Annotated in this window: 24 protein-coding genes, 2 tRNA genes and 1 pseudogene; 11 read left to right on the forward strand and 16 right to left on the reverse strand. The window is 59.3% G+C overall.

Going from position 1 to position 23,420, the window contains the following annotated elements:
• Positions 1 to 137: 137 nt before the first annotated feature.
• From B7Y89_RS13110 to aspS, 10 genes and pseudogenes are all read right to left on the reverse strand, one after another.
• On the reverse strand, positions 138 to 305 hold the full coding sequence (locus B7Y89_RS13110) for a helix-turn-helix domain-containing protein (RefSeq protein ID WP_292938956.1): 168 nt from the start codon (positions 303 to 305) through the stop codon (positions 138 to 140).
• A 121-nt stretch (positions 306 to 426) separates the two neighbouring features.
• Positions 427 to 1,371, reverse strand: a complete 945-nt coding sequence (locus B7Y89_RS13115; protein WP_292938957.1) for a hypothetical protein — start codon at positions 1,369 to 1,371, stop codon at positions 427 to 429.
• 49 nt (positions 1,372 to 1,420) lie between these two features.
• Positions 1,421 to 2,603, reverse strand: a pseudogene (locus B7Y89_RS13120) (integrase arm-type DNA-binding domain-containing protein).
• A 164-nt stretch (positions 2,604 to 2,767) separates the two neighbouring features.
• Positions 2,768 to 2,843 (reverse strand) — tRNA-Thr (locus tag B7Y89_RS13125).
• A gap of 24 nt (positions 2,844 to 2,867) precedes the next feature.
• Positions 2,868 to 4,151: an adenosylmethionine--8-amino-7-oxononanoate transaminase gene (locus B7Y89_RS13130; RefSeq protein WP_292938958.1), complete on the reverse strand. Its 1,284-nt coding sequence runs from the start codon at positions 4,149 to 4,151 to the stop codon at positions 2,868 to 2,870.
• A gap of 42 nt (positions 4,152 to 4,193) precedes the next feature.
• Positions 4,194 to 4,736, reverse strand: a complete 543-nt coding sequence (locus tag B7Y89_RS13135; protein ID WP_292938959.1) for a 2'-5' RNA ligase family protein — start codon at positions 4,734 to 4,736, stop codon at positions 4,194 to 4,196.
• A gap of 249 nt (positions 4,737 to 4,985) precedes the next feature.
• Positions 4,986 to 5,960, reverse strand: coding sequence for an endolytic transglycosylase MltG (mltG, locus tag B7Y89_RS13140; protein WP_292938960.1), 975 nt, complete (start codon positions 5,958 to 5,960; stop codon positions 4,986 to 4,988).
• Positions 5,961 to 5,974: 14 nt separating this feature from the next.
• Positions 5,975 to 7,237: a beta-ketoacyl-ACP synthase II gene (gene fabF / locus B7Y89_RS13145; protein ID WP_292938961.1), complete on the reverse strand. Its 1,263-nt coding sequence runs from the start codon at positions 7,235 to 7,237 to the stop codon at positions 5,975 to 5,977.
• A gap of 163 nt (positions 7,238 to 7,400) precedes the next feature.
• On the reverse strand, positions 7,401 to 7,637 hold the full coding sequence (locus tag B7Y89_RS13150; RefSeq protein WP_168853306.1) for an acyl carrier protein: 237 nt from the start codon (positions 7,635 to 7,637) through the stop codon (positions 7,401 to 7,403).
• A gap of 115 nt (positions 7,638 to 7,752) precedes the next feature.
• Positions 7,753 to 9,534, reverse strand: coding sequence for an aspartate--tRNA ligase (aspS, locus tag B7Y89_RS13155; protein WP_292938962.1), 1,782 nt, complete (start codon positions 9,532 to 9,534; stop codon positions 7,753 to 7,755).
• A gap of 167 nt (positions 9,535 to 9,701) precedes the next feature.
• Between aspS and rnd the strand changes: the two genes are divergently transcribed.
• The 3 genes from rnd (at position 9,702) to B7Y89_RS18305 (ending at position 12,064) form a co-directional block, all read left to right on the forward strand.
• A complete protein-coding gene (gene rnd / locus B7Y89_RS13160; protein WP_292938963.1) occupies positions 9,702 to 10,931 on the forward strand; it encodes a ribonuclease D in 1,230 nt (409 codons plus the stop codon).
• A gap of 62 nt (positions 10,932 to 10,993) precedes the next feature.
• On the forward strand, positions 10,994 to 11,890 hold the full coding sequence (locus tag B7Y89_RS13165; RefSeq protein WP_292938964.1) for a hydrogen peroxide-inducible genes activator: 897 nt from the start codon (positions 10,994 to 10,996) through the stop codon (positions 11,888 to 11,890).
• 63 nt (positions 11,891 to 11,953) lie between these two features.
• Positions 11,954 to 12,064: a type II toxin-antitoxin system CcdA family antitoxin gene (locus B7Y89_RS18305; RefSeq protein ID WP_366416208.1), complete on the forward strand. Its 111-nt coding sequence runs from the start codon at positions 11,954 to 11,956 to the stop codon at positions 12,062 to 12,064.
• A 23-nt stretch (positions 12,065 to 12,087) separates the two neighbouring features.
• Here B7Y89_RS18305 and pgsA read toward each other — a convergent pair whose 3' ends face one another.
• Positions 12,088 to 12,681, reverse strand: a complete 594-nt coding sequence (gene pgsA / locus B7Y89_RS13170; protein ID WP_292938965.1) for a CDP-diacylglycerol--glycerol-3-phosphate 3-phosphatidyltransferase — start codon at positions 12,679 to 12,681, stop codon at positions 12,088 to 12,090.
• A gap of 150 nt (positions 12,682 to 12,831) precedes the next feature.
• Between pgsA and B7Y89_RS13175 the strand changes: the two genes are divergently transcribed.
• A complete protein-coding gene (locus B7Y89_RS13175) occupies positions 12,832 to 14,136 on the forward strand; it encodes an MFS transporter (protein ID WP_292938966.1) in 1,305 nt (434 codons plus the stop codon).
• On the opposite strand, the gene B7Y89_RS13180 is transcribed toward B7Y89_RS13175, so the two are convergent.
• The 3 genes from B7Y89_RS13180 to B7Y89_RS13190 all read right to left on the reverse strand — a co-directional run bounded on the left by B7Y89_RS13180 (position 14,137) and on the right by B7Y89_RS13190 (position 15,274).
• Complete coding sequence (locus B7Y89_RS13180; protein WP_292938967.1) at positions 14,137 to 14,403, reverse strand: hypothetical protein; 267 nt, start codon at positions 14,401 to 14,403, stop codon at positions 14,137 to 14,139.
• Positions 14,404 to 14,562: 159 nt separating this feature from the next.
• On the reverse strand, positions 14,563 to 14,745 hold the full coding sequence (locus B7Y89_RS13185) for a CsbD family protein (RefSeq protein ID WP_292938968.1): 183 nt from the start codon (positions 14,743 to 14,745) through the stop codon (positions 14,563 to 14,565).
• 85 nt (positions 14,746 to 14,830) lie between these two features.
• Positions 14,831 to 15,274 (reverse strand): EVE domain-containing protein, encoded by a 444-nt coding sequence (locus B7Y89_RS13190; protein WP_292938969.1) that lies wholly within the window; start codon positions 15,272 to 15,274, stop codon positions 14,831 to 14,833.
• 62 nt (positions 15,275 to 15,336) lie between these two features.
• On the opposite strand from B7Y89_RS13190, the gene B7Y89_RS13195 reads away from it, so the two are divergent.
• Complete coding sequence (locus B7Y89_RS13195) at positions 15,337 to 16,272, forward strand: 2-oxoglutarate and iron-dependent oxygenase domain-containing protein (RefSeq protein ID WP_292938970.1); 936 nt, start codon at positions 15,337 to 15,339, stop codon at positions 16,270 to 16,272.
• A gap of 50 nt (positions 16,273 to 16,322) precedes the next feature.
• On the opposite strand, the gene B7Y89_RS13200 is transcribed toward B7Y89_RS13195, so the two are convergent.
• Together B7Y89_RS13200 and B7Y89_RS13205 are read right to left on the reverse strand one after the other, a co-directional pair.
• Positions 16,323 to 16,398: transfer RNA gene (locus B7Y89_RS13200), tRNA-Ala, on the reverse strand.
• 162 nt (positions 16,399 to 16,560) lie between these two features.
• The gene (locus B7Y89_RS13205; protein WP_292938971.1) at positions 16,561 to 16,878 is read right to left on the reverse strand and encodes a TIGR02300 family protein; all 318 of its coding nucleotides are present in this window, start codon (positions 16,876 to 16,878) and stop codon (positions 16,561 to 16,563) included.
• Positions 16,879 to 17,080: 202 nt separating this feature from the next.
• On the opposite strand from B7Y89_RS13205, the gene aroA reads away from it, so the two are divergent.
• From aroA to B7Y89_RS13235, 6 genes are all read left to right on the forward strand, one after another.
• The gene (gene aroA / locus B7Y89_RS13210; RefSeq protein WP_292939044.1) at positions 17,081 to 18,403 is read left to right on the forward strand and encodes a 3-phosphoshikimate 1-carboxyvinyltransferase; all 1,323 of its coding nucleotides are present in this window, start codon (positions 17,081 to 17,083) and stop codon (positions 18,401 to 18,403) included.
• Positions 18,403 to 18,657, forward strand: coding sequence for a permease (locus B7Y89_RS13215; RefSeq protein ID WP_292938972.1), 255 nt, complete (start codon positions 18,403 to 18,405; stop codon positions 18,655 to 18,657). Before aroA ends, B7Y89_RS13215 begins: the two co-directional genes overlap by 1 nt.
• Positions 18,654 to 19,283: a d(CMP) kinase gene (locus B7Y89_RS13220; protein ID WP_292938973.1), complete on the forward strand. Its 630-nt coding sequence runs from the start codon at positions 18,654 to 18,656 to the stop codon at positions 19,281 to 19,283. The genes B7Y89_RS13215 and B7Y89_RS13220 overlap by 4 nt, the downstream gene beginning before the upstream one ends.
• A 257-nt stretch (positions 19,284 to 19,540) precedes the next feature.
• On the forward strand, positions 19,541 to 21,247 hold the full coding sequence (rpsA, locus tag B7Y89_RS13225) for a 30S ribosomal protein S1 (protein ID WP_292938974.1): 1,707 nt from the start codon (positions 19,541 to 19,543) through the stop codon (positions 21,245 to 21,247).
• Positions 21,248 to 21,568: 321 nt separating this feature from the next.
• Positions 21,569 to 22,333, forward strand: coding sequence for a hydroxyacylglutathione hydrolase (gloB, locus tag B7Y89_RS13230; RefSeq protein ID WP_292938975.1), 765 nt, complete (start codon positions 21,569 to 21,571; stop codon positions 22,331 to 22,333).
• 41 nt (positions 22,334 to 22,374) lie between these two features.
• Complete coding sequence (locus B7Y89_RS13235) at positions 22,375 to 23,403, forward strand: LacI family DNA-binding transcriptional regulator (protein ID WP_292938976.1); 1,029 nt, start codon at positions 22,375 to 22,377, stop codon at positions 23,401 to 23,403.
• The last annotated feature ends 17 nt before the right edge of the window (positions 23,404 to 23,420 follow it).

The raw sequence follows: 23,420 nt of genomic DNA on the forward strand, positions 1-23,420 counted from the left end.
AATCGGCTTCAGGCCTTTGCCCTGCCAGTTGCGCACGGTGTGCGTGTGCACCTGAAGGCAATCCGCCAACTCTGCCACGCTGTAACTGCGGTGCAGTTTCACCCGATAGGGATTTACCCGGCGGGCAGGCATCAGCCTTACTCCTGCCCTGCCACCAGACGGCGGATGGATTCCGCCTTGATAAGGGTGCGACGGCCAAGCTTGAAAGCTTCCAGCCGCCCGTCTGCAATCATGGCGTTGATCGTCGTGCGGCCCAAGCTAAGGGCGTGGCCAGTTTCCTTGATCGAATATGCGAGGCGTTCCATCGTCTATGCTCCAGCGTGTGCTGGCGGGTGCCAGCGGGTGCTGTGGAACATCAGCGAATCGGCGTGGTATGTCGGACGATAAGGCTAAAATGAGGCCAGAAATTCAATTATCAGCCTTGCCCTATGGCTTCTGATATTCGTCAAAAATGTATTTGGCGTATGGTCTTACGGAGCTTTCAGCAGGCTCTTTATCTCCGCGCTGGAGATGTTTAATCAAAGCCAGTTCGACATCGGCCTGAAGCTCTGGCTTGAATTCACCGCGATGAATGCTGCCCCAGATGGCGCTCGTTGCCGCATTCCAGTCGTATGATGGTTTGCGGCCCTTCTTGTCCTGCCCCTCGATGGATGCTGGGGCTTCAACAGGTGTATCGTCTGCTTGGCCTGTCAACCGGCGCAGCGTTGTTGCGTGGAAGTGGACCCCATTTAGAATGAGTTCGCCACTTCCTCTGGGGCCATGCCCGTTACCAGAGAACTGCCCAGTTTCCCAGTTTTGACGGCTGGATGAGATTTTGGTGAAGTTCTCCCAAAACCAGACAGGAATATCCCATTCTCTTTCCGACCAGACGCAGTGATTGTCATAGGCAGCTCGTTTCATCTCCGCTTTGACAGTGCGGGCGGTAACAAATCCCAGACGCGCCTGTTCAAGCAACCACAACGCTGCGTTTGTCGGGTTCACTATCGAATAACAAAGTCGCCGCGCATCAATCGCAGGAAGCCAATCAGGATCACCAGCGACTGAAAAGCCGCGCGCAATGAGGCCACGCTCTTCTGCAGGGAGCATTTGCAAAAGGCCGGACAGTTCAATCGTCAATCCCCAGACGTACATCTCGATGGTGCCATCAATGACATTTGAGAAGTAGTCATTCTGCCAGTCTGCATGAAACTCGTGATAGCGGTCGTTTTCCCAGAACTTCAAAGGTATTGGGTTTTTTGCCGTGTCGATATCCGAAGAATTTATCAGCGCCCCATTGGCCTTAAGTATCCCAGACCGCAGTGCGCTTGTCAGTCTGGTCTCATTGTTCAGAAGTTCAAGCGCCTTAGCGGCGGGAATCCATTGCTCAGCCATGCCCGCCAGTATGCGCCAGCAAACGGACGTAGCAAGCAGCGCAACTCAGCTATCCACGACGTGCAGACGAAATAGGCACAACTTCAGCCCCTGTCCGCAATGTGTCGAGATAATCCGCCCACCATTGCGCCATTTCCACGCGCTCGTTCCAGTGTGTGCCACGATGGTAAGCTGCGCGCACGGCGTCCTTGTCCTTGTGGGCCAAGGCACGTTCGATTGCGTCAGATGACCACTTGCCTGATTCATTCAACAACGTGCTGGCCATCGCACGAAAGCCGTGGCCGGTCATCTCATCTTTCGTGAAACCCAATCGCCGCAATGCCGAATTGACGGTATTTTCCGACATCGTCTTGAGCGGTGTCCACAGCGACGGAAAAACATACGTGCCGTCGCCCGTCAAAGCGCGGGCTTTTTCGAATAACGCGATGGCTTGGCGCGAAAGTGGAATGACATGCTCCTGCCTGCCCTTCATTTTTGAGGCAGGTATGCGCCAGACAGCGCCTTCCGTGTCGATTTCCGACCACTCTGCCCTCCGCAACTCGCAAGGACGCACAAAGACATAAGGGGACAGTTGCAGGGCAATGCGGGTTATCGAATTGCCCTGGCCCTCATAACCGTCAATGGAGCGCAGCAGTTCGCCAACGCCCTTTGGATCAAGAATAGCCGCATGGTGCTTCGGCTGGCGCTTGGCCAAGGCTCCACGCAAATCACGCGTCGGGTCCGTCATTCTTCGCAGCCTCAAAAGGGCGCACGGCCTCCAACACATCGAAAGGCTGGATTTCGGACAAAGGACGACTGCCCAAAGACTTTTGCAGAATTTTCGCGAACCAGCGTCGCTTGGTCAGCGTGTTCAATGCCAGTCCATCGCGCTCATTCTTGGCAATGTATGCTTCAGCCACCGCAGCGAAAGTGTTTGCCGCGCTGATTTTCGCGCTTCGAAGGTCACGTTGCTTTTGTTCAGCCGGGTCGATGCCATTGGCCAACAAGCGGCGCGCATCGTCTCGACGGTCGCGCGCGGCCTTCAGGCTTACGTCAGGATAAACCCCCAGCCCTAACTTCTTCTCAACCCGCTTTGGATTGCCTTCTGCGTCAGTTCCATCAACGCGATACTTCATTCGCCAAAGCATTCCGCCTGATGGCTGGACCAGAAGAAATAGCCCCTTCTCATCAGTGAGTTTGTAAGGCTTCGCGCTTGGCTTCGCATTCCGGATTGCAGTGGTCGAAAGTGCCATTGGGGGCCACGCCTTTCAGCAGTTGCTATGTGGCCCCCACCGTGGCCCCCAAAATCGTCCGAATAGAGACGAACATAAGCGAACAACGGCGGTAAGGCCGTTGCAGTTTATGGCAGATTTCCTGGGTTTTTTCAATCATTCCCGCGCATTAGCGAACATGGAAATGGTGCCGCTTAGAGGATTCGAACCTCTGACCCCATCATTACGAATGATGTGCTCTACCGACTGAGCTAAAGCGGCGTGCCTTGTGGGCAGGGGCGGCCGTCAGCTGTGGGTGTCATGGCTCCACTCGGTTACTGCCTCGACCATGGCTGTCGCGATCCGGGTGATGTCGGCTTCGCCGGTGATAAGCGGGGGCGTGGTATAAAGAATGTCGCGGAACGGGCGCAGCCATACGCCGCGATCAATGCAGGCCGCAGACAGGCGATCAGCGGGCGCCGGGCCGTCCAGCTGGATCACGCCGATGGCACCGCGCACGCGCACGTCGCGCACGCCGGGCAGTTCGCGTGCAGGGGCAAGCACGCGTTCCAGTTGCTGACCGATTGTGCGCGATTGTTCCAGCCGTGGCTCTTGTTCGAACAGATCGAGCGAGGCGTTGGCAGCGGCGCAGCCCATCGCATTGCCCATATACGTTGGTCCGTGCATCAAGGCGTGCAGCGGGTCGTCAGACAGGAAGCCTTCGTAGATCCGCGTGCTGGCGATCGTGGCGGCAAGCGGCAGCGTGCCACCGGTCAGCGCTTTGGAGAGCGTGACGATATCGGGCTGCACATCGGCAATCTGGCAGGCAAACATGGCATAGCCCAAACGCCCAAGACCAACGAAAATCTCGTCAAAGATCAGCAGCAAATCATGCGCATCGGCCAAGCGGCGCAGGGCTTGCAGCGTGAAGGGATCGTGGAACACCATACCGCCTGCGCCCTGCACCAGAGGCTCAACGATGATCCCGGCAAGTTCGCCGCGATGCCGGTCCAGCAATTCCCCCAGAGCAGTCTCTTCCGCTGCATTGCGCGGCAAATCGACGACCAGTTGTTCAAGCAGCGCGCCTTTGAACAGGCTGTGCATACCCTCATCGGGATCGCACACGCTCATCGTGGCGAAAGTGTCGCCGTGATAGCCGCCGCGAAAACACAGGAATTTGACGCGGCGCTGGCCCTGGTTGAGCCAGAATTGCGCCGCCATCTTCATCGCCACTTCCACCGCGACTGAACCGGAATCGCTGTAGAACACGTGATCAAGATCACCCGGCAGCATGGCCGCCAACCGTTCGGCCAGAATATAGGCCTGCTCGTGCGCCAACCCGCCGAGCATGACATGCGGCAGCGTTTCAAGCTGGCGCTGCACGGCAGCTTCGATGTGGGGATGGCGATAGCCGTGGACGGTCGCCCACCAACTGGAAACACCGTCCACCAGTTCACGCCCGTCAGCCAGCGTCAGCCGCACGCCATTGGCCGAGGCGACTGGCAGGGGAGCGCGCACGGTTTGCATCTGGGTATAGGGCAGCCAGACGTGTTGGCGTCCGCGTGTGTACCAATCGGGTTGCTGTGTCATCGTGGGGCCAGATGCTCCCGACCAGCGCAAAGTTCAAGCGCTCTAACGTCGGCCCCGTTTTGCCCCGCGAAACGACCAGCGCCCGGCATCGCCCCAGGGGCCGCCCAGATAGTGATGCAGCGCCAGACCGGTAAAGGTAAAGGAGCGCGCCACAAACACCGCCTCAAGGCTCATCTGGAGTGCTATCGCGTCTTTGCGCAGGACTTTGTTCTGCACCGTCACATGCAGGCGTGGCACGTGATCATCTTGCAGCGTGAGCAGGCCGTGGAAGTGATCTGCGATCCCGGCGCGCAGATCCATCATGGCCGGGCTATCGATGCGGATCGCCGTACCGCTGCCCAAGTCCATGATGCCACTCAACCGCGCCTCTACGGGCGCAGTTTGCGCTGCCATGCGCGAGAGTAGCGCCTTGGCCTCGTCCAGCACATGATAGGGCAAAGCGTGGAGCAACGTCACGTGCGCGCGCAGGTGATTGCGCTCGGGCGGGAAGTGCGCCTTGCGCAGACTATCGGCCCACGTCTGCAGCGGTGCGGGCAATTCGGCCGTGACGATCAAGGGCGCGGTTGACTGGATTGGAGGCTGCACAGAGCGTGCTTTCGCATGTCACGCGGCAAAGGCAAGCGCCGTTATATTGTGAGCGTGTCAAGGGATTTGTGGGAACATTCGGCAGAGCCGTGGCGAACTGATTGCTCAATTCATCCGGCAGAGCCGTAATGTTCCCAGGATCCCGGGCGAAGCGTAAACGCTGCGCCCCGTGCCTCCGCAAATACCCTTAGGGAAAATACGTTAAGGAAAATAGGGAATTTCACCAGATTGGAGTAAATTCCGCGCCGTTTACATGTCGCCGCGCGCCTTTCGCAGGGCGAACCATTTGGCAACATTGGAATTATGTTCCTGCAGCGTGTCTGCAAAAATGTGTCCACCGGTGCCATCTGCCACCATAAACAGGGCATTTGTCTCTTCCGGATCAAGCACGGCAGCAATCGAATCACGTCCGGGGTTGGTAATCGGTCCTTTTGGCAGGCCGACCATCGTATAAGTATTGTAGCCATTGACCGCCTGAATCTCGGATTGGCGGATGCGGCGGCCCAGAGGCTTGCCCTTGGTGATTGGATAAATAATCGTTGGATCGGCCTGTAGCAGCATGCCTTGGCGCATGCGGTTGGAATAGAGGCCCGCCACCATCCGCCGCTCATCGGGCTTGCCGGTTTCCTTCTCGACAATCGAGGCAAGGATCAGGGCTTCCTGGGGCGTCTTGGCCACGGTACGCGGCGTACGCTTGGCCCACAATTCGGCCAGCGCCTTGTCCATCGCAGCTTGCATACGCTTGAGCACAGCGGCGCGCGCTTCGCCCTTTTGCCAGTCATAGCTGTCAGGCAAGATGCTACCCTCTTCAGGCACACCCACCGGTCCGGTCAAGTCCTTGTTCGCCAACAACCGGTCCACCACCATCACCGAGGGCATACCTTCGGGGATGGTGATCAACCGGCGGATGACTTTGTCACCCTTGAGGATTTCAAGGATCGTCGCCTCGCTTGCCGCCTTGGGCAGCAGGAACGAGCCTGCTTTGACGTCAGTCCCGCCGCCCAGCAACTTGGCGCGCAGCTTGAAAAGCGTGGCGGATTTCACCGCGCCGCCTGCTTCAAGGTCGTCTGCCAGAGCGCTAAGGCCTGCGCCTTCGCTTACATCAAATTCCAGTTGCTTGGCCAAAGGACCGCTGGCGAACCAGCCGCCAACCAGCCAAACGACGAGAACCGCCAGAATCAGCGTGACCGCCAATAGGGGAAAGCGCTTGCGACGCCGCGCCATGGCGGTCAGTCCTTTCAGTCTTCCACTTGTTTCATGATAATGCTGGCATTGGTGCCGCCGAAGCCGAACGAATTGTTCAATACCGCGCGTACTTGGCGCTTCTTGGCGACAAGCGGGACGAGATCGACGCCTTCGGTGCCCTCGTCCGGATTTTCAAGGTTCAGGGTTGGTGGAACAACCTGGTCACGCAAGGCAAGGATGCAGAATATGGCTTCCACCGCGCCTGCACCGCCCAGCAAATGGCCAATGGCCGACTTGGTGCTGCTCATCGATGCGCCGGACAAATCCTCACCCAGCACGCGCTTTACAGCTGCGAGTTCGATTGTATCGGCCATGGTCGAGGTGCCATGGGCGTTGACATAATCGATGTCGCCCGCCGCAAGCCCGGCCTTCTTTAGCGCCATGCGCATGGCAAGTTCCGCGCCCTTGCCTTCGGGGTGCGGCGCAGTGACGTGATAGGCATCACCTGACAGGCCATAGCCGACCACTTCTGCATAAATCTTGGCGCCGCGCGCCTTGGCGTGTTCGTATTCTTCCAGCACGACAACGCCTGCGCCCTCACCCATCACAAAACCGTCGCGGTCCTTGTCGTAGGGGCGGCTCGCCTGTTCAGGACGATCATTGTAGCTGCAATTCAAAGCCCGGGCCTGGGCAAATCCGGCAACCCCAATCGGGCAGATCGTGCCTTCTGCACCGCCAGCCAGCATGATGTCGGCATCGTCATCGCGAATCATGCGCGCAGCATCGCCAATCGAATGTGCGCCTGTGGAGCAGGCGGTGACGACAGCGTGATTCGGCCCCATCAGTCCGTACTTGATCGAAACCTGGCCAGAGATCAGGTTGATCAGGCGGCCATGGACGAAGTGCGGTGATACGCGCGCAGGCCCTTTTGCGGCCAGCACAAGCGATTCGCTTTCGATTCCCGGCAAGCCGCCAATGCCCGATCCGATTGAGCAACCGGTGCGCATCCGCATCTCTTCGGGCATATCTTCAAGCCCAGCGTCTTCAATCGCCTGTCCTGCAGCATCGATGCCATAGACAATGAACGGATCGACCTGCCGCTGGACTTTGTGGTCCACGCGCTTGTTCGGATCGAAGCCGTATTCGTGATCGGCGGGCTTTACCTCGCAGGCGATGCGGCACTTCTGATCGCTCGCGTCAAAACGCGTGATCGGGCCTGCACCGGATTTACCGGCAATCAGGTTTTTCCACACGGTTTCCACGTCTGCACCCAGCGGGGTAACGAGGCCAAGTCCGGTTACGACGACACGACGCATTGAAATCTCCGGAAAATATGCAAACAGGCCCAGCCCCGAAAAAGAGGCTGAGCCTGCCGAAGTCCTCCCCTTCCCTGCCGGTTGAAGGCTGGGCGGTTCCGCGATCCGCGCGCATTACCGCAAGGCAATGCGCAGGATCGGAAACCCGGGTGGCTCTGGGCGATCAGCCCTTGTTTTCGTCGATGTACTTGATCGCGTCCTGCACGGTCGAGATCTTCTCGGCCGCATCGTCAGGGATCTCGACGCCAAATTCTTCTTCGAAGGCCATTACCAGCTCAACGATGTCGAGTGAGTCAGCGCCCAGATCGTCGATGAAGCTCGCTTCTTCGGTAACCTTGTCTGCCTCGACGCCGAGGTGCTCGACAACGATCTTCTTAACGCGGTCGGCGGTATCGCTCATGAAATGCCCCTTCGAAGGAAAGCTGGTGTTTCTGGTTCGGCTTTCGCCCTAATGAACGGATTGCTGGCTGGCAAGTGGTGTGGTGATGTTCAGCACACCTCAAACGCCACCAAACTCATCCCTTGCTCGGTTCAACCACGCGCACATGCAGTTCGCGCAGTTGTTTAAGTGCTGCTGGCGACGGTGCCCCCATCAGCAAATCTTCAGCACGCTGGTTCATCGGGAACAGCGTGATCTCGCGCAAGTTCTGCGCGCCGCAAATCAACATGACGATGCGGTCAACGCCCGCAGCCATCCCGCCATGCGGTGGTGCGCCATATTGGAACGCGCGGTACAGGCCGCCGAAACGTTCTTCAACGTCTTCCTTGGACAGGCCGACCAGTTCGAACGCCTTGACCATCGTTTCGGGCGATTGGTTACGGATCGAACCCGATGCAATTTCAAAGCCATTGCAGACGAGGTCATACTGGAAAGCGTTGATCGTCAAAGGATCCTGATTGGTCAGCGCGTCCATTCCGCCTTGTGGCATCGAAAACGGATTGTGGCTGAATTCAACCTTCTTGTTGTCCTCGTCCCATTCATAGAACGGGAAATCGATGATCCAGCACAGCTCGAAGCGGTCCTTGTCGATCAGGCCAAGCTGTTCGCCCACGCGGGTCCGGGCAAGACCAGCCAGTTTCGCCGCCTGCTCTTCCTTGCCCGCGGCAAAGAAGCAGCCATCGTCTGGCCCGAGGCCCAGCGCATCGAACAGCGCGGCCATTTTGTCTTCGCCGTGATTCTTGGCAATCGGACCGCCGAAAACGCCAGCCTTGCGCGTGGCATAGCCAAGCCCTGCATGGCCTTCGGCGCGCGCCCAGTCGTTCATTTCGTCGAAGAACTTGCGGCTCTTGTCTGCTGTGTTTGGCGCAGGAATCAGGCGGACGGTGCCGCCGCTGCCCACGATCTTTTCGAACAGGCCAAAGCCGGATTCGCGGAATTCTTCGGAAACTTCGCGGATAATGATCGGGTTGCGCAAATCTGGCTTGTCCGAACCGTATTTCAGGATCGATTCGGCGTAAGGAATGCGCGGAAAGCTGCCCGTCGGCGTCACTGCACGCTCACCTGCAAAAGCTTCAAACACGCCGCCGATTACCGGCTCCATCGTTTCCCAAACTTCTTCCTGCGTGACAAAGCTCATTTCCAGATCGAGTTGGTAGAACTCGCCCGGCAGACGGTCGGCGCGCGGGTCTTCATCGCGGAAGCAGGGTGCAATCTGGAAGTAACGGTCAAAGCCCGCCACCATCAGCAATTGCTTATACTGCTGCGGCGCTTGCGGCAGGGCATAGAACTTGCCGGGATGAATGCGGCTTGGCACCAGAAAGTCGCGCGCGCCTTCTGGTGAAGAAGCGGTCAGGATCGGCGTGGAATACTCTGTAAATCCGGCACCTTCCATACGGCGGCGCATGTCCGAGATTACCTTGGTGCGCGTCACGATATTGGCGTGCAGCGTTTCGCGGCGCAGATCGAGGAAGCGATAGCGCAGGCGGATATCTTCGGGATATTCCTGCTCGCCCGCCACCGGCATCGGCAATTCTTCTGCGGCCGAAAGCACGGTTGCGCCGCGCGCGTAAACCTCAATCGCTCCGGTAGGCAGGTTGTTGTTCACCGTACCTTCCGAACGCGCCTTTACTTCGCCGTCGATCGTGACGACCGATTCCACGCGCAGCCCCTCAAGGATCGCCAGCGCAGGGCTATCAGCGTCGGCCACGATCTGCGTCATGCCATAGTGATCACGCAGATCGACAAACAGAACGCCGCCGTGATCGCGCTTGCGATGCACCCAGCCCGAAAGGCGGACAGTCTGTCCGACATCACCGCGCGTAAGGGCGCCGCAGGTATGGGAACGATAAAGGTGCATCGAAACTCTTTCCAATCGGTCTGCAATCGGGCAGGGGAAACAAGCGCGGCTAACAGGCGATGGCCGCGGATTTGTCAAGCCACAGCCCTTTACCGGGCAAGGCGAAGCCCCCGGCAGGGGGCACCACTGGGCCCTTTTTCACCATCGGGCCATACCAGAAAAGTCCGATGAAGATACATCCGCTCATCACCACGACCGAAGCCCTGACCGAACTTTGCGACCGGCTCGCCCAAGGCGATTTCATCACGGTCGACACCGAATTCATGCGCGAGAACACTTATTGGCCTGAATTGTGCCTAGTACAGATCGCTGACGATAAGGAAGCCGCCGCGATTGATCCGCTGGCGCCGGGCATCGATCTGAAGCCCCTGCTGGATCTGATGTGCGACAATGAAGACGTGCTGAAGATTTTCCACGCTGGCGGACAGGACGTGGAAATCATCTACAATCTGACGGGCAAGACCCCGCACCCGATTTTTGACACGCAGATTGCGATGATGGCAGTCAGCCAGTCCGAACAGATCGGCTATTCCAACCTCGTCGAATCATGGCTCGGCCTGACAATCGACAAGGGTGCGCGCTTCACCGATTGGTCGCGCCGTCCGCTCACCGAACGCCAGATCGAATATGCGATCGGCGATGTGACCCACCTTTCAAAGATTTTCCCCAAGCTGTTGAAGCGCCTGATCAAAACCGGGCGCGGCGCATGGCTCGACATCGAAATGGAAAAGCTGGCAGACCCTGCCAATTACCGCGCCGATATGGAAACCGTGTGGCAGAAAATCCGTGCGCCCAGCCGTAACCCCGCCGTGCTTGGCCGCCTCAAGGCGCTGGCCGCGTGGCGTGAACGCGAAGCAATGGACAAGAACATCCCGCGTGGCCGGATCATGCGCGATGAAACGCTGGCCGATATCGCCAGCCACCCCCCGCGCGATCAGGCAGACCTTGCCAAAGTGCGCGGCCTTTCCACCGGTTGGAAGGAAAACGACATCGGACGCCGCCTGATGCAGACCATCGCCGATGCCAAGCCGCTGACCGAGGCCGAAATGCCGCCCAAAGCCCCGCGCGGCGCTCCGCTTGGCAAAGAAGGTGCGCTGGTCGCAGATCTGCTCAAGCTGCTGCTCAAAATCCGCAGCCGTGAAATCGACATTGCCGCGCGGCTTCTGGCCCGCACAGACGATCTCGAACTGCTCGCCGCCGGACAGCGCAAGAACTTGTCGATCCTCGAAGGCTGGCGGTTCGAACAATTCGGCCGCGACGCGCTCGATCTGGTCGAAGGCAAACTCGCGTTCGCCGTGGTGAACGGCAAGCTCAAGATGACTCACATCGATGACGTCGAAGGCCCGGTTGAAAGCAAAAATGAAGAGCCTGAGGCTGTTGGCGAGGTCGAGGAATAACCCAACCCCGCTCATCCTGAGCCTGTCGAAGGATGCCACCCAACGCCCTATCTGGAATAGCCATGAGCACCTACCTGCCCACCCTCAAGCAGTTGCAATACCTCGTCGCGCTGCACGAACACGGGCATTTCGGGCGTGCGGCTGACGCCTGCTTTGTCTCGCAATCAACGCTGTCTGCAGGCTTGCGCGAACTCGAATCGCTGCTGGGCGTGATGCTGGTGGAACGCACCCGCCGCGTTGTGCGCTTCACTCCGCTTGGCAATCAGGTTGTCGCCAAGGCCCATCGCCTGTTGCGCGAGGCCGAGGAACTTTCCGAACTCGTGCAAAGCCACGGCGCACCTTTGGGTGGCGAATTGCGGATGAGCGTGATCCCCACCATCGCGCCGTTCCTGCTCCCCCGCATCCTGCCGCGCCTGCGCAAGGAGCGCCCGCAATTGAAGCTGTTCCTGCGCGAAGAGCCAAGCGCCGCCGCCATCGAATCCCTGCATCATGGCCGCGCCGATTGCGTTCTCCTCGCGCTTCCTTACGCCACCGGGGACGTCGAAGCCGAAGTGCTGTTCCAGGACCCGCTGTTCGTGGCCTTCCCCAAGGATGACCCGCGCGATCCGCCCGCTACCATCACCGCCAACCTGATTGACGAGAACCGGCTTCTCCTGCTCGAAGACGGCCACTGCCTTAAAGAGCACGCTCTGGCCGCCTGCAACCGCCCCGAAATGCGCGCCAGCGCCACCATGATCGGCACATCGCTGCACACGCTGGTGCAAATGGTCGACAATGGCCTCGGCCTCACCATGCTGCCCAAAATGGCGATTGATGCAGGCATTCTCCACGATACCCAGATCGTCGTCCGCCCGTTGAAAGCCGATCACGCATGGCGCGATATTGCCATCGTCTGGCGCAAAAACAGCCCACGTGCAGAGGAATTCAGACTGCTGGCAGCGGAATTGCGGGCGGGTTGACGGAATATGACGGGCAACGCAACCACGAGGCACGAGCAACTGCCGCATTCGAACAAAGGGTCAATGTTGAGTTACGCAGAGCAATGGCGCGCTGATAATGCAGTAGCCCTTGTGAGTTCCAACGAGTGGGTCGATAAACATGGCCTGCCGTTGGCCCGATATCGAAAGTTCTGAATTTCTAAGAAGCAAAAGCACCCTCAATCCATGTGCTTCAAACCCACGCGCAGGTAATCCCAGCCGGTCACCAGCGTCAGCACCGCCGCTGCCCAAAGCGTGGTCAGCCCCACTGTATGCGGCACGTTGACTATGATCACGCCAATGTCTGCCGTCCATTCGGGCAGCGCCTGACCAAGGATCAGCGCGCCAAGGCATACCATCTGGAAAGTCGTCTTCCATTTGGCCAGTCGGCTTACCGGCACTGACACTTGAATGCCGCCAAGGAACTCGCGCAGGCCCGAAACCGCGATTTCGCGCAACAGGATGACCAGCCCTGCGACCACGTGCATGTCGCCCACATACGGTCCTTTCAGGATGCCTTGTGCGGTCAGGACGAGGATTACGGCCGCCACCATGATCTTGTCGGCAATCGGATCAAGAAAAATGCCCAGTTTGCTTACCGCGCCCTGCGCGCGGGCCAGATAACCGTCGAAATAATCGGTGATGCCCATCAGGCAGTAAACGCCAAAGGCTATGCCGTAACCCAGACGCCAATCCGGCCACCACAACAGTGCTGCCAGCACCGGAACCGTGAAAATGCGCGATAGCGTGAGCAGGTTGGGCAAAGACAACATGGCACATGCATAACCGCCATTTGCGGCAAACGGAATCGTAACATGCACCGGCTAGGTGCGATGAAGCGAATTTCTTTCAAGCAAATCCCTCTTGCCGATCTTCATCGCGGGGTTAAGGGTGCGCGCAGGACAGGTGCTGGCAAGAGATAAATGACAACATCGACGCATCTGGTGCGCACGCGCCGCTTCCTGCCGTTGTTCATCACCCAGTTGCTGGGCGCTTTCAACGACAACCTCTACAAGAACGCGATGGTCCTGTACGTCGTGTACAGCGTCTATAATTCCGAAGCCGCCGAAGCGCGCTTTTCGGCCATCGCTTCGGCGCTTTTTATCCTGCCGTTCTTTTTGCTGTCTGCACTGGCCGGCCAATTGGCCGATATGCGCGATAAAGCGCGGATCATCCGCATCGTGAAGGCGTGCGAAATCGCGATTATGGTCGTTGGTGGCGCTGGGCTTTCCATGGCTTGGGCTGGCTTTGAAGTGGAAGCCATTGCCATTCCGCTGATGTTGGCCGCTTTGCTCGCGATGGGCATTCACTCGACATTCTTCGGCCCGATCAAATACGCCATCTTGCCACAACATTTGAACGAAGGCGAAGTGCTTGCAGGCACCGGGCTGGTTGAGGCGGGCACTTATATCGCAATCCTTGCAGGCACGATTCTCGCCGGTTGGATTCCCGTCGAGGTGGCTGCTGCCGGCGTGGTTATCACCGCGCTGATCGGCTACGTCACCGGACGCCAAGTCCCTGCCGCACCGCCAGTGGTCAAGGATCAGCCGATTGATTACAACATCTGGCGATCATCGATAAATCTCATCCGCAACACCACGCGGCATCGCCAGGTGTTTCTTGCGATCATCGCGATCAGCTTTTTCTGGACGGTGGGCACCATCCTGTTCATCCAGTTCCCGCCGCTGGCCAAAAATGTGCTGTTTGCCAGCAAAGAAGTCGCCAGCCTGTTTCTTGTGATGTTCTCGGTCGGCATCGCGATTGGGTCCATCACGATCAACGCCCTGCTTAAAGGCACCGTTTCGGCGCGCTATTCGCCCGCTTCGGTAATCGCGATGGGTGTGTTTATCGCCGCATTCTATTTCGTGTGCAAAGCATGGCCCACGCAAACCGGTTCGCAATTGATGGACGCGGGCCGTTTCATCGCCCAGCCTCTCGCGATCCCACTGCTGCTGTGCCTGCTGTTCATTGCAATTGCCGGCGGCATGTTCGTCGTGCCGCTCTATGCGTTTCTCACCACCGTCGTCGACAAATCGGAAACCGCGCGCACCATCGCGGCCAACAACATCGTCAATTCAGGCGCAATGGTCGCAGGCTCGCTCCTCGCCGTTGGGCTAAGCGCGGTTGGCGTTGCGATTATCGATCAATTGCTGCTGGGTGCGGCAATGTGCAGCATTTCAGCTTGGCTGGGCTGGCTGCTTTACAAGGCCGAACGCGCGCTCGTTTGATCAGGCGATAAACGCCATCACCGCCATAAAGCAGGCGCAATATGCGATCAGGAAATCGCGCAAGTCCTGCATTGTGATCCGCTTCAGGTTCACAGGTTCTGACCGCACCTCAAGCTCGCGCAACCGCTCTTCAGCGCGGCGCATTGCCGCCACCACTTCAGGTTCCTGGCGAGGCAATTCGCGCAGCACATGCGTTGGCAAACTGCGGCGGAACGAATGCCGGGTGGTGCCGTAACGGGCGGCGATAGATGCAGGCGACTTGTTCATGGGCTCTCGCTTAACGAATTCTTCACCATTCGATATAGCCTGCGACCGCTCATTTTCTGCCCGTTCCAAGCCGGGACATTTTTGCAGCAAAGTACTAAGCGCCACGAAAAAAGCCGCCCCCGAAGGAGCGGCTTTTCTGTTTTCGGTTTGGGTCAGGAATCAGACTGTATCGCCCAATGCGCCCTTGACCTTGCCCTTGAGCTGCTGCGCTTCGCCTTTGCGCTCTTGCGCAGTGCCTTCGGCATGAAGGCTGGCATTGTCGGTCGCCTTGCCGATAGCCTGCTTCACATTGCCGGTAGCTTCGTTGGCGAGGCCCTTGGCTTTGTCAGTCTTTTCACCCATAGCGTATCTCCTTGTAAAACCAGCACATTACTGCGCTGCTCCTTCGGGAGTAATACGCTTCAAACGCTCACGGGTTCCCGCACAGTTAAAGCGCACCCGCCATTTTCAAAATCAACGCCCACTCTTCCGGGCGTACTGCCCCAACCGACAGACGCGACAAACGGATCAGATCCATCTGCGCCAGTTCAGGCGTTGCCTTCACTTGTTTCAGCGTCACGGTGTTCGGCAATTTCTCTACAGGCTTAACCTTCACCGCGGCCCATTTTCCGTCAGGATCGGTCGGATCAACCAACCCGCCCACGCTGATTTCAATCACGCCGACAATTTCGATGCCGATGTTGGAATGATAGAAAAATGCCAGATCGCCTGGCTGCATCGTGCGCAAATTGCGTGCCGCCAGATGATTGCGCACCCCGTCCCACGTGCCCTCACCCTCGGCCACCAGATCATCCCAGCCATAGACATCCGGCTCGGACTTCATCAGCCACAGATTGCGCCCGGCCGTGTCAGCAATGTTGATTTTGGTCATGAAACCCCGCGTGAATCCCGTTAAGGCGTTTCCATAGCGCCAATTTTGCGAACTGGAACACCATGCATCCCGAAACTCTGCCGGTAATTTCGCTTGAATGTGATCCGGCCTCTTTGTCACGCGAACTGGGCGACAGCTTCCAGACCTTCGGCTTTGCCATGGTCAAGGATCACGGCATTGACCCTGCACTGATCGCCCGCGCATGGGACCTCACCGCCGCATTCTTTGCCCTGCCCGATGAGTATAAGCGCCAATACCACCTTAGCGGACAAGGCGGCGCACGCGGCTATACCCCGTTCGGCACCGAAATTGCCAAAGGGGCAAAGCTGCACGATTTAAAAGAGTTCTGGCACGTTGGCCGTGATCTGCCCGCAGGCCACGCGCTGACCGATTCGATGCCGCCCAACATCTGGCCCGATAGCCCTGCGGGTTTCCGCGAGACATTCGAAGCGCTTTACGCCGAATTTGATCATGTCGGCGCCCGCATCCTGTCGCGCATCGCGGTGTGGCTGGGTCTGGATGAAAACTGGTTCGATCCCGCTATCGACGAAGGCAACTCCGTCATGCGCCTGTTGCACTATCCTCCCATTCCCGATGCGCAAACAGGTGCTATTCGCGCAGGCGCTCATGAGGACATCAACCTGATCACGCTGCTGCTGGGCGCTGAAGAGGCGGGGCTTCAATTGCTGACCAAGGATGGACGTTGGATCGGCGTATCTCCGCCTGAAGGTGCGCTGGTCGTCAACATCGGCGATATGCTGCAACGGCTGACCAATCACGTCCTGCCATCAACCACGCACCGCGTGCGCAATCCCGATGGCGAACGCGCCCGGCACAGCCGCTATTCGATGCCGTTCTTCCTGCACTTGCGCAGCGATTTCGCATTCCACACCCTGCCGCAATGCATCACGCCCGAAAATCCCGACCGTTATCCGGTCTCGATCACCGCCGACGATTACCTGCAGGAACGCCTGCGCGAGATCGGCTTGAAAAAGTAACGTGCCCAAACGCAAAAAGCCGCCCTTAATGGGCGGCTTTTTGGGGTGGATGGTGGAGCCTAGCGGGATCGAACCGCTGACCTCCTGCATGCCATGCAGGCGCTCTCCCAGCTGAGCTAAGGCCCCATTGATCCATCGGGTTTGCCCTGGGAGGCTAACCGATCCGGCGATCATTCTTGCCGGGAGCCGCGCCTCTAAGAGAAGCCTTCCCCACTGGCAAGATCATTTTTCAATGACCGCAGATTTTTGTGGCCCGCCCCGCTTCCACGCAGGCAGGCCACAGCAATCTTAAACTTCGTCGTCGTTCACATCGTGGCCGGGCACGCCAAGATCGTCATCGCCGCCAAGGTCCACGTCATTGTCGGGCGAATCGCCGTCTTCATCAATGTCGAGATCTTCGTCGGCGAGATCTACGTCAGGCGCGACATCAACCTTTTCCTTCTGAATTTCTTCGTAAGGGATCGGTTGCTTGGACTTCAACACAGGCTCGGATGTCCAAGCGTACTTGCACTCCACACAAACAATCGGGTCATCCTTGCCCAGATCGTAAAAGCGGGTGCCACACTTGGGACAGGTGTGCTTTGCGCCCCATTCCGGCTTGACCATGAAACTTCCTCAAATCTGGCCCGATCACATCAATTTGCACCGGGCGGAAAAACTGCACGCTTAATCAGTCCGCATCACAAGCGGAATCAAGCGAGCGCTCGCCTTGCCATAGGCGCGGCACGCTGTCAAAAGCCGCGCGCTTTATACAGCCTTCTTTGTGCGAAAGATTACCAACCCCGTGTCCTCTCATGATCCCGCTGCGATGCGCCCCCGCCGCTTTTCCGCCACTGGCCCGCTCAAGGGACGGATTCGCGTGCCGGGTGACAAGTCGATCAGCCATCGCTCGATCATGCTGGGTGCGCTGGCCGTTGGTGAAACCTGTGTCACCGGGTTGCTAGAAGGCGAAGACGTGCTCTCCACCGCAGCCGCCATGCGCGCAATGGGCGCCACGATCACCCGCGACGAAGACGGCATGTGGCACGTCCACGGCGTTGGCGTAGGCGGCCTGCTCCAACCGCAACAGGCGCTCGACATGGGCAATTCGGGCACATCCACGCGCCTGTTGATGGGTCTCGTCGCCAGCCACCCGATCACCGCCACGTTCATCGGCGATGCCAGCCTGTCCAAACGCCCGATGGGCCGCGTTATCGATCCGCTCTCGATGATGGGCGCAGAATTCACGTCCAGCCCCGGCGGCCGCCTGCCGCTTACGCTGCGTGGACTGTCGCCTGCCGTCCCCATCGAATACCGCCTCCCCGTCGCCTCGGCCCAAGTCAAAAGCGCAATCCTGCTCGCAGGGCTTAACACCCCCGGCATCACGACCGTCATCGAACCTGTTCCCACCCGCGATCATTCCGAACGCATGCTGCACGGCTTTGGCGCAGAACTCACCGTCGAAATCGCCGCCGATGGCGCGCGCGTGATCCGCGTGACGGGCGAAGCTGAACTCAAGCCGCAAAATATTACCGTCCCCGGCGATCCCTCGTCCGCCGCCTTCTTCGTCGTCGCCGCCCTGCTCGTGGAAGGCTCGGACCTTATCGTCGAGAACGTCGGCCTGAACCCCACCCGCGCCGCGCTGTTCGATGTGCTGCGCCTGATGGGCGGCTCTATTGAAGAATTGGACCGCCGCGATGTGGGTGGAGAACCCGTCGCTGATTTGCGTGTCCGGCACTCATTGCTCACCGGCATTGATGTTGATCCTGCGGTCGTCCCCAGCATGGTCGATGAATTCCCCGTGCTGTTCGTTGCGGCAGCCCTCGCCAAGGGCCGCACTGTCACGACAGGCCTTGAAGAACTGCGGGTCAAAGAATCCGACCGCATCAGCGTCATGCGCATTGCACTGGAACAAGCGGGCGGGCGCGTAACAGAAACCGAAGACGGCCTGATCATCGATGGCACTGGCGGCGAACCTTTGCGCGGGGCCAACAACGCACCTGTCGCCACGCATCTCGATCACCGCATCGCCATGAGCATGGCCATCGCAGGGCTCGTCAGCCGCGGTGGCGTGGAAGTGGATGACACCCGCCCCATCGCCACCAGCTTCCCCATGTTCGAAAGCCTGCTGGCACAAGTGAGCGGCACTTGATGGACGAAACGCTTGCCAATACCGCAGGGTTTATCGGCATGGCCTGCATCATCTTTGCCTATGCCTATTCCACGAAGCTGGATCACCCCAATCCCTTCGTACAGCACGGCGTCAATCTCGTTGGCGCAGGGCTGTTGACGATCTCGCTGCTGGTCAACATGAACCCCGCCTCTTTCGCGCTCGAATTTTTTTGGGCCGCCATCGCCATCTGGGGCCTTGTCAAAGCCTTCCGCACCCGGAACTCAAAGTCATGATCATCGCAGTAGACGGCCCCACCGCATCGGGCAAAGGCACCATCGCCAAGGCACTCGCCGCCCATTTCGGCCTGCCCCACCTCGATACCGGCCTGCTCTATCGCGCGGTCGGGCAGCAAGTGTTCCTGAACGGCGGCAACCCCGATGACGCCGCAGACGCCCTCGCCGCCTGCACTTTCGACGCCGCCCTGCTCGATGATCCCGAACTGCGCACCGAAGTCTGCGGCGGCTACGCCAGCCGCGTCTCGATCCACCCCGCCGTGCGCGCCGCGCTGCTCACCCGCCAGCAGGCCTTCGCCAACCAACCCGGCGGCGCTGTCCTCGATGGCCGCGACATCGCCACCGTCATCGCCCCCCACGCCGACGCCAAACTCTTCGTCACCGCCAGCGTAAGCGCCCGCGCCATGCGCCGCTGGGCCGAAATGAGAGGCTTAGGGGTGGACGTGGACCGCGCGGAAATCGAAGCCGACCTCGAAGCGCGGGATGAACGCGATAGCAAGCGCGCCGAAGCTCCCTTGCGGCAGGCAGACGGCGCGGAATTGCTCGACACGTCACGGCTGACGAAAGAAATGGCGGTGGCGACAGCGATTGCGCTGGTGGAGAAGCAGGTTGCGACAAAGGGCTAACACCCAAGCGATGCCGCCTGTGGGACCCACCAGCGACGGTCAAAGTCAATCTACCCCATTTCCCTTGCATTTCGCAGCCTCCGCGCCTAAGCGCCGCCCATCCAGCGGGCCGTTGTGCCCAAAGGATACCCGCCAAGGCATACGGCCCGGCGGGTAGTTCGGCCCTTTTTGGCCCACGTGTCGCATGGTGCGGCAGGTGGAGGAAAGACCGGCGGATACAACCGCCAGGCCGGGAACATTGTTACAGGAAGCTCAAAATGGCTACCAATCCCACGCGCGACGATTTCGCCGCGATGCTCGACGAAACGCTTGGCGGAGCCGCCAACGGTGGCTTTGAAGGCCGCGTCGTCAAGGGCACAATCACTGCAATCGAAAACGACAAGGCCGTCATCGACGTTGGACTCAAGAGCGAGGGCCGCGTTGCCCTGCGCGAATTTGCAGCCCCTGGCCAGCCGCACGGCCTTTCGGTCGGCGATGAAGTCGAAGTTTATGTTGATCGCGTTGAAAATGCTGATGGCGAAGCCATGCTTTCACGCGATCGTGCCCGCCGTGAAGCGGCTTGGGACAAGCTTGAAAACGAATTCGGCGAAGGCAAGCGCGTCGAAGGCGTGATCTTCGGCCGCGTCAAGGGCGGCTTCACCGTCGATCTTGACGGCGCCGTGGCCTTCCTTCCCGGCAGCCAGGTCGATATCCGCCCCGTGCGCGATGTCACCCCGCTGATGGACATGCCGCAGCCGTTTCAGATCCTCAAGATGGACCGCCGCCGTGGCAACATCGTGGTTTCGCGCCGTGCCGTTCTGGAAGAAACCCGCGCTGAACAGCGTTCGGGCCTGATCATGAACCTCAAGGAAGCGCAGATCATCGACGGCGTGGTCAAGAACATCACCGATTACGGTGCGTTCGTTGATCTGGGCGGCATCGACGGCCTGCTCCATGTCACCGACATGAGCTACAAGCGCGTCAACCACCCGAGCGAAGTCATCGCCATCGGCGATACCGTCAAGGTGCAGATCATCCGCATCAATCAGGATACACAGCGCATCAGCCTCGGCATGAAGCAGCTGGAATCGGATCCGTGGGATGGCGTTGCAGCCAAGTACCCGGTTGGCGCAAAGCTTTCGGGCGTTGTCACCAATATCACCGAATACGGCGCATTCGTGGAACTGGAAGCTGGCATCGAAGGCCTCGTCCACGTTTCGGAAATGTCGTGGACCAAGAAGAACGTCCACCCCGGCAAGATCGTTTCGACCAGCCAGGAAGTCGACGTTCTGGTTCTCGAAGTCGACAGCGACAAGCGCCGCATCAGCCTCGGCCTCAAACAGGCCCAGCAGAACCCGTGGGAAGCTTTCGCAGACAAGCACCCTGTCGGTTCGACCGTCACCGGCGAAGTCAAGAACGCAACCGAATTCGGCCTGTTCATCGGTCTCGACGGCGACGTCGATGGCATGGTTCACATGTCGGACATCGCTTGGGGCATCTCGGGCGAAGACGCATTGGCTCTGCATCGCAAGGGTGAAGAAGTCTCGGCCGTGGTTCTCGACGTTGACGTCGAAAAGGAACGCATCAGCCTTGGCATGAAGCAGCTCGAAAAGGGTGCTCCTGCTGCTGGCGGCGCATCGCCTGCTGCTGCCGGTGCCCTGCGTCGCGGCGAAGTCATCACCGTCACCGTCCTCGAAGTCCGCGATGGCGGCCTCGAAGTTCAGGCCGGCGAAGACGGCGCGACCGGCTTCATCAAGCGCTCGGATCTGGGCCGCGATCGTGACGAACAGCGTCCTGACCGCTTCCAGGTTGGCCAGAAGCTCGATGCCATGATCACCGGCTTCGACCGTTCGAAGAAGCCGAACTTCTCGGTCAAGGCACGCCAGCTTCACGAAGAAAAGGAAGCTGTGGAACAGTACGGCTCGTCCGATGCAGGCGCATCGCTGGGCGACATCCTCGGCGCGGCCCTCAAGGCCAAGCAATAAGCTTCCGCGCCTTCATGGCAACGAACACAAAGGCCCGTCCGGAGAAATCCGGGCGGGCCTTTGCTTTGTGTGTTTGGCAGAAAGGATTTCGCGCAGAGGCGCAGAGAAGAAGGCGAGATCGCTGAGAGGTTCACTCATTCGCACAGCGAGATATTGAAGCCGGGAGGACCCTAATCATTTGTGCAAAAAGCAGGACAGATCCGCTTTGCTACCCTGCGATCCCCCTTCTTCTCTGCGCCTCTGCGCGAAACAACCTTTCTTCCCAAGGCCGCAGAACCAAAAAACTCAACACGTCTCATAAATCTGCGTTAGAACCGCTCCATGACGCTTCAAATCCATCAGTTCCCATGCCTGTCAGACAACTACGGCTTCCTCATCCACGATCCCGCTACGGGCGAAACCGCGTGCATCGATACGCCCGATGCCGAGGCTTACTTGCGCGAGGCGGACGCGAAAGGGTGGCGGATCACACAAATCTGGAATACGCACTGGCATCCTGACCATACAGGCGGGAACCAGGCGATATTCTCTAAGACTCATGCTCAGGTCTGCGGACCGGGCCTAGAGCACGATCGAATTCCGGTCATTGACCGCACCCTGCACCAAGGTGATCGACTTGGCCTAGGAAGCTATACCGCCCACGTTCTTGATGTGAGCGGACACACGATGGGGCATGTCGCATTTTATTTTCCCGAGGCGGCGGTGGCCTTTGTCGGCGACGCCTTGTTCCCCTTGGGCTGCGGTCGCATGTTTGAAGGCACGCCTGACCAGTTCTGGACCAGCCTTGAACGCCTGAAGGCTCTACCGCCCGAAACCACGCTTTACAGCGCGCACGAATATACCCAGTCCAACGCGCGCTTCGCCATCTTCGCTGATCCCGATAACGCTGCACTCCACGCTTATGCCGAAGGTGTTGATGCAGCACGCGCGCAGGGCCAATGGACCGTCCCCACCACGCTTGAGGCCGAGCTTGCCGCCAACCCGTTCCTGCGCGCCGATACCCCGGAGATGGCCGTGCGCTGGGGCGGTTCGTCCGCAACCGAGACATTTGCCGCCCTGCGCGCCGCCAAGGACACTTTCCGCTGACGCCAATCCTGCTAAAGCGGCGCTGACTTGGGGAAAATTGCATGGCGACGGACAGGAAGATCATCCGGGTAACGTCGTTTGACGTGGCCGAAGCGGCAGGCGTGAGCCAGTCAACAGTCAGCCGCGCGCTCGCGGGCGATACCTCCATCAGCGAACCCACCCGCCAACGCGTAATCGAAGCCGCGCGCCGCCTGAACTATCAGGTCGATGAAAACGCCGCGCGTCTGCGCCGTGGCCGTACCGGGACCATCGCGGTCGTAATGATCTGCCGCGAGGCGCAAGACCGCAAGGACATCAACCCGTTCTACTTCTCGCTGCTCGGCAGCACTTGCGCCGCCGCCTCCGCGCGCGGATACGAAACGCTGGTTGCCTTTCAGGATGCGCCAGAAAACTTCTGGGGCCACTTTCAGGACCGTCGCAAGGCTGATGGCATGATCGTGATCGGCACCACTACCAACACCGCCGCGTGGGAATACTTCCACGACTTGCCAGAAGGTAGCCACTGGACCTGCTGGGGCTCACCTGACAACGACATGCCTTGGGTGCGCAGCGACAACCATTCAGGCGCGACCCTCGCCACCCGCCACATGCTTGTGCGCGGCTATAACAACCTAGTCTGCATCGGTTCGGCCACATCCCCGCAGCGCCAGTTTCAGGAGCGCTATGAAGGCTATGCCGAAGCCATGCGCAGCGCCGGACAAACCCCGCGCTTGATTCAAGTCGAATCCGGCCTGCCGCGCGAGGAACAAGGCCGCCGCGCTGCTGCCGCGCTGTGCGAATCGGGCGAACCCTTCGATGCGATCTTCGCTGTCTGTGATGAAATGGCCTTGGGCGCGCTCAAGGAACTAACGCTGCGGGGCGTAAAAATCCCGGAAGAAGTCGGAATCATCGGCTTCGATGGCATCCGCGCTGGTGCCTGGTCCACCCCGCCGCTCACCTCGATCGAACCGGACTTCCAGATGGCCGGATCACTTCTGGTCGAACAATTGCTGGCCAAGATCAACGGAACCGAAGGATCGGGCAGGCGGGTGCCGGTAAAACTGGTGATCCGGGGATCAACGCGGGCCTGAAAACCGATGCCAACAAG

Origin of the sequence: Novosphingobium sp. 32-60-15, assembly GCF_002280675.1 — a bacterium.
Taxonomy (GTDB): domain Bacteria; phylum Pseudomonadota; class Alphaproteobacteria; order Sphingomonadales; family Sphingomonadaceae; genus Novosphingobium.

Bases quoted from the DNA above. Each gene is read 5' to 3' on its own strand.
- B7Y89_RS13110 (WP_292938956.1), bottom strand. From the start codon at position 305: ATGGAACGCCTCGCATATTCGATCAAGGAAACTGGCCACGCCCTTAGC.
- B7Y89_RS13115 (WP_292938957.1), bottom strand. From the start codon at position 1,371: ATGGCTGAGCAATGGATTCCCGCCGCTAAGGCGCTTGAACTTCTGAAC.
- B7Y89_RS13130 (WP_292938958.1), bottom strand. From the start codon at position 4,151: ATGACACAGCAACCCGATTGGTACACACGCGGACGCCAACACGTCTGG.
- mltG (WP_292938960.1), bottom strand. From the start codon at position 5,960: ATGGCGCGGCGTCGCAAGCGCTTTCCCCTATTGGCGGTCACGCTGATT.
- fabF (WP_292938961.1), bottom strand. From the start codon at position 7,237: ATGCGTCGTGTCGTCGTAACCGGACTTGGCCTCGTTACCCCGCTGGGT.
- B7Y89_RS13150 (WP_168853306.1), bottom strand. From the start codon at position 7,637: ATGAGCGATACCGCCGACCGCGTTAAGAAGATCGTTGTCGAGCACCTC.
- aspS (WP_292938962.1), bottom strand. From the start codon at position 9,534: ATGCACCTTTATCGTTCCCATACCTGCGGCGCCCTTACGCGCGGTGAT.
- rnd (WP_292938963.1), top strand. From the start codon at position 9,702: ATGAAGATACATCCGCTCATCACCACGACCGAAGCCCTGACCGAACTT.
- B7Y89_RS13165 (WP_292938964.1), top strand. From the start codon at position 10,994: ATGAGCACCTACCTGCCCACCCTCAAGCAGTTGCAATACCTCGTCGCG.
- B7Y89_RS18305 (WP_366416208.1), top strand. From the start codon at position 11,954: ATGTTGAGTTACGCAGAGCAATGGCGCGCTGATAATGCAGTAGCCCTT.
- pgsA (WP_292938965.1), bottom strand. From the start codon at position 12,681: ATGTTGTCTTTGCCCAACCTGCTCACGCTATCGCGCATTTTCACGGTT.
- B7Y89_RS13175 (WP_292938966.1), top strand. From the start codon at position 12,832: ATGACAACATCGACGCATCTGGTGCGCACGCGCCGCTTCCTGCCGTTG.
- B7Y89_RS13180 (WP_292938967.1), bottom strand. From the start codon at position 14,403: ATGAACAAGTCGCCTGCATCTATCGCCGCCCGTTACGGCACCACCCGG.
- B7Y89_RS13185 (WP_292938968.1), bottom strand. From the start codon at position 14,745: ATGGGTGAAAAGACTGACAAAGCCAAGGGCCTCGCCAACGAAGCTACC.
- B7Y89_RS13190 (WP_292938969.1), bottom strand. From the start codon at position 15,274: ATGACCAAAATCAACATTGCTGACACGGCCGGGCGCAATCTGTGGCTG.
- B7Y89_RS13195 (WP_292938970.1), top strand. From the start codon at position 15,337: ATGCATCCCGAAACTCTGCCGGTAATTTCGCTTGAATGTGATCCGGCC.
- B7Y89_RS13205 (WP_292938971.1), bottom strand. From the start codon at position 16,878: ATGGTCAAGCCGGAATGGGGCGCAAAGCACACCTGTCCCAAGTGTGGC.
- aroA (WP_292939044.1), top strand. From the start codon at position 17,081: ATGCGCCCCCGCCGCTTTTCCGCCACTGGCCCGCTCAAGGGACGGATT.
- B7Y89_RS13215 (WP_292938972.1), top strand. From the start codon at position 18,403: ATGGACGAAACGCTTGCCAATACCGCAGGGTTTATCGGCATGGCCTGC.
- B7Y89_RS13220 (WP_292938973.1), top strand. From the start codon at position 18,654: ATGATCATCGCAGTAGACGGCCCCACCGCATCGGGCAAAGGCACCATC.
- rpsA (WP_292938974.1), top strand. From the start codon at position 19,541: ATGGCTACCAATCCCACGCGCGACGATTTCGCCGCGATGCTCGACGAA.
- gloB (WP_292938975.1), top strand. From the start codon at position 21,569: ATGACGCTTCAAATCCATCAGTTCCCATGCCTGTCAGACAACTACGGC.
- B7Y89_RS13235 (WP_292938976.1), top strand. From the start codon at position 22,375: ATGGCGACGGACAGGAAGATCATCCGGGTAACGTCGTTTGACGTGGCC.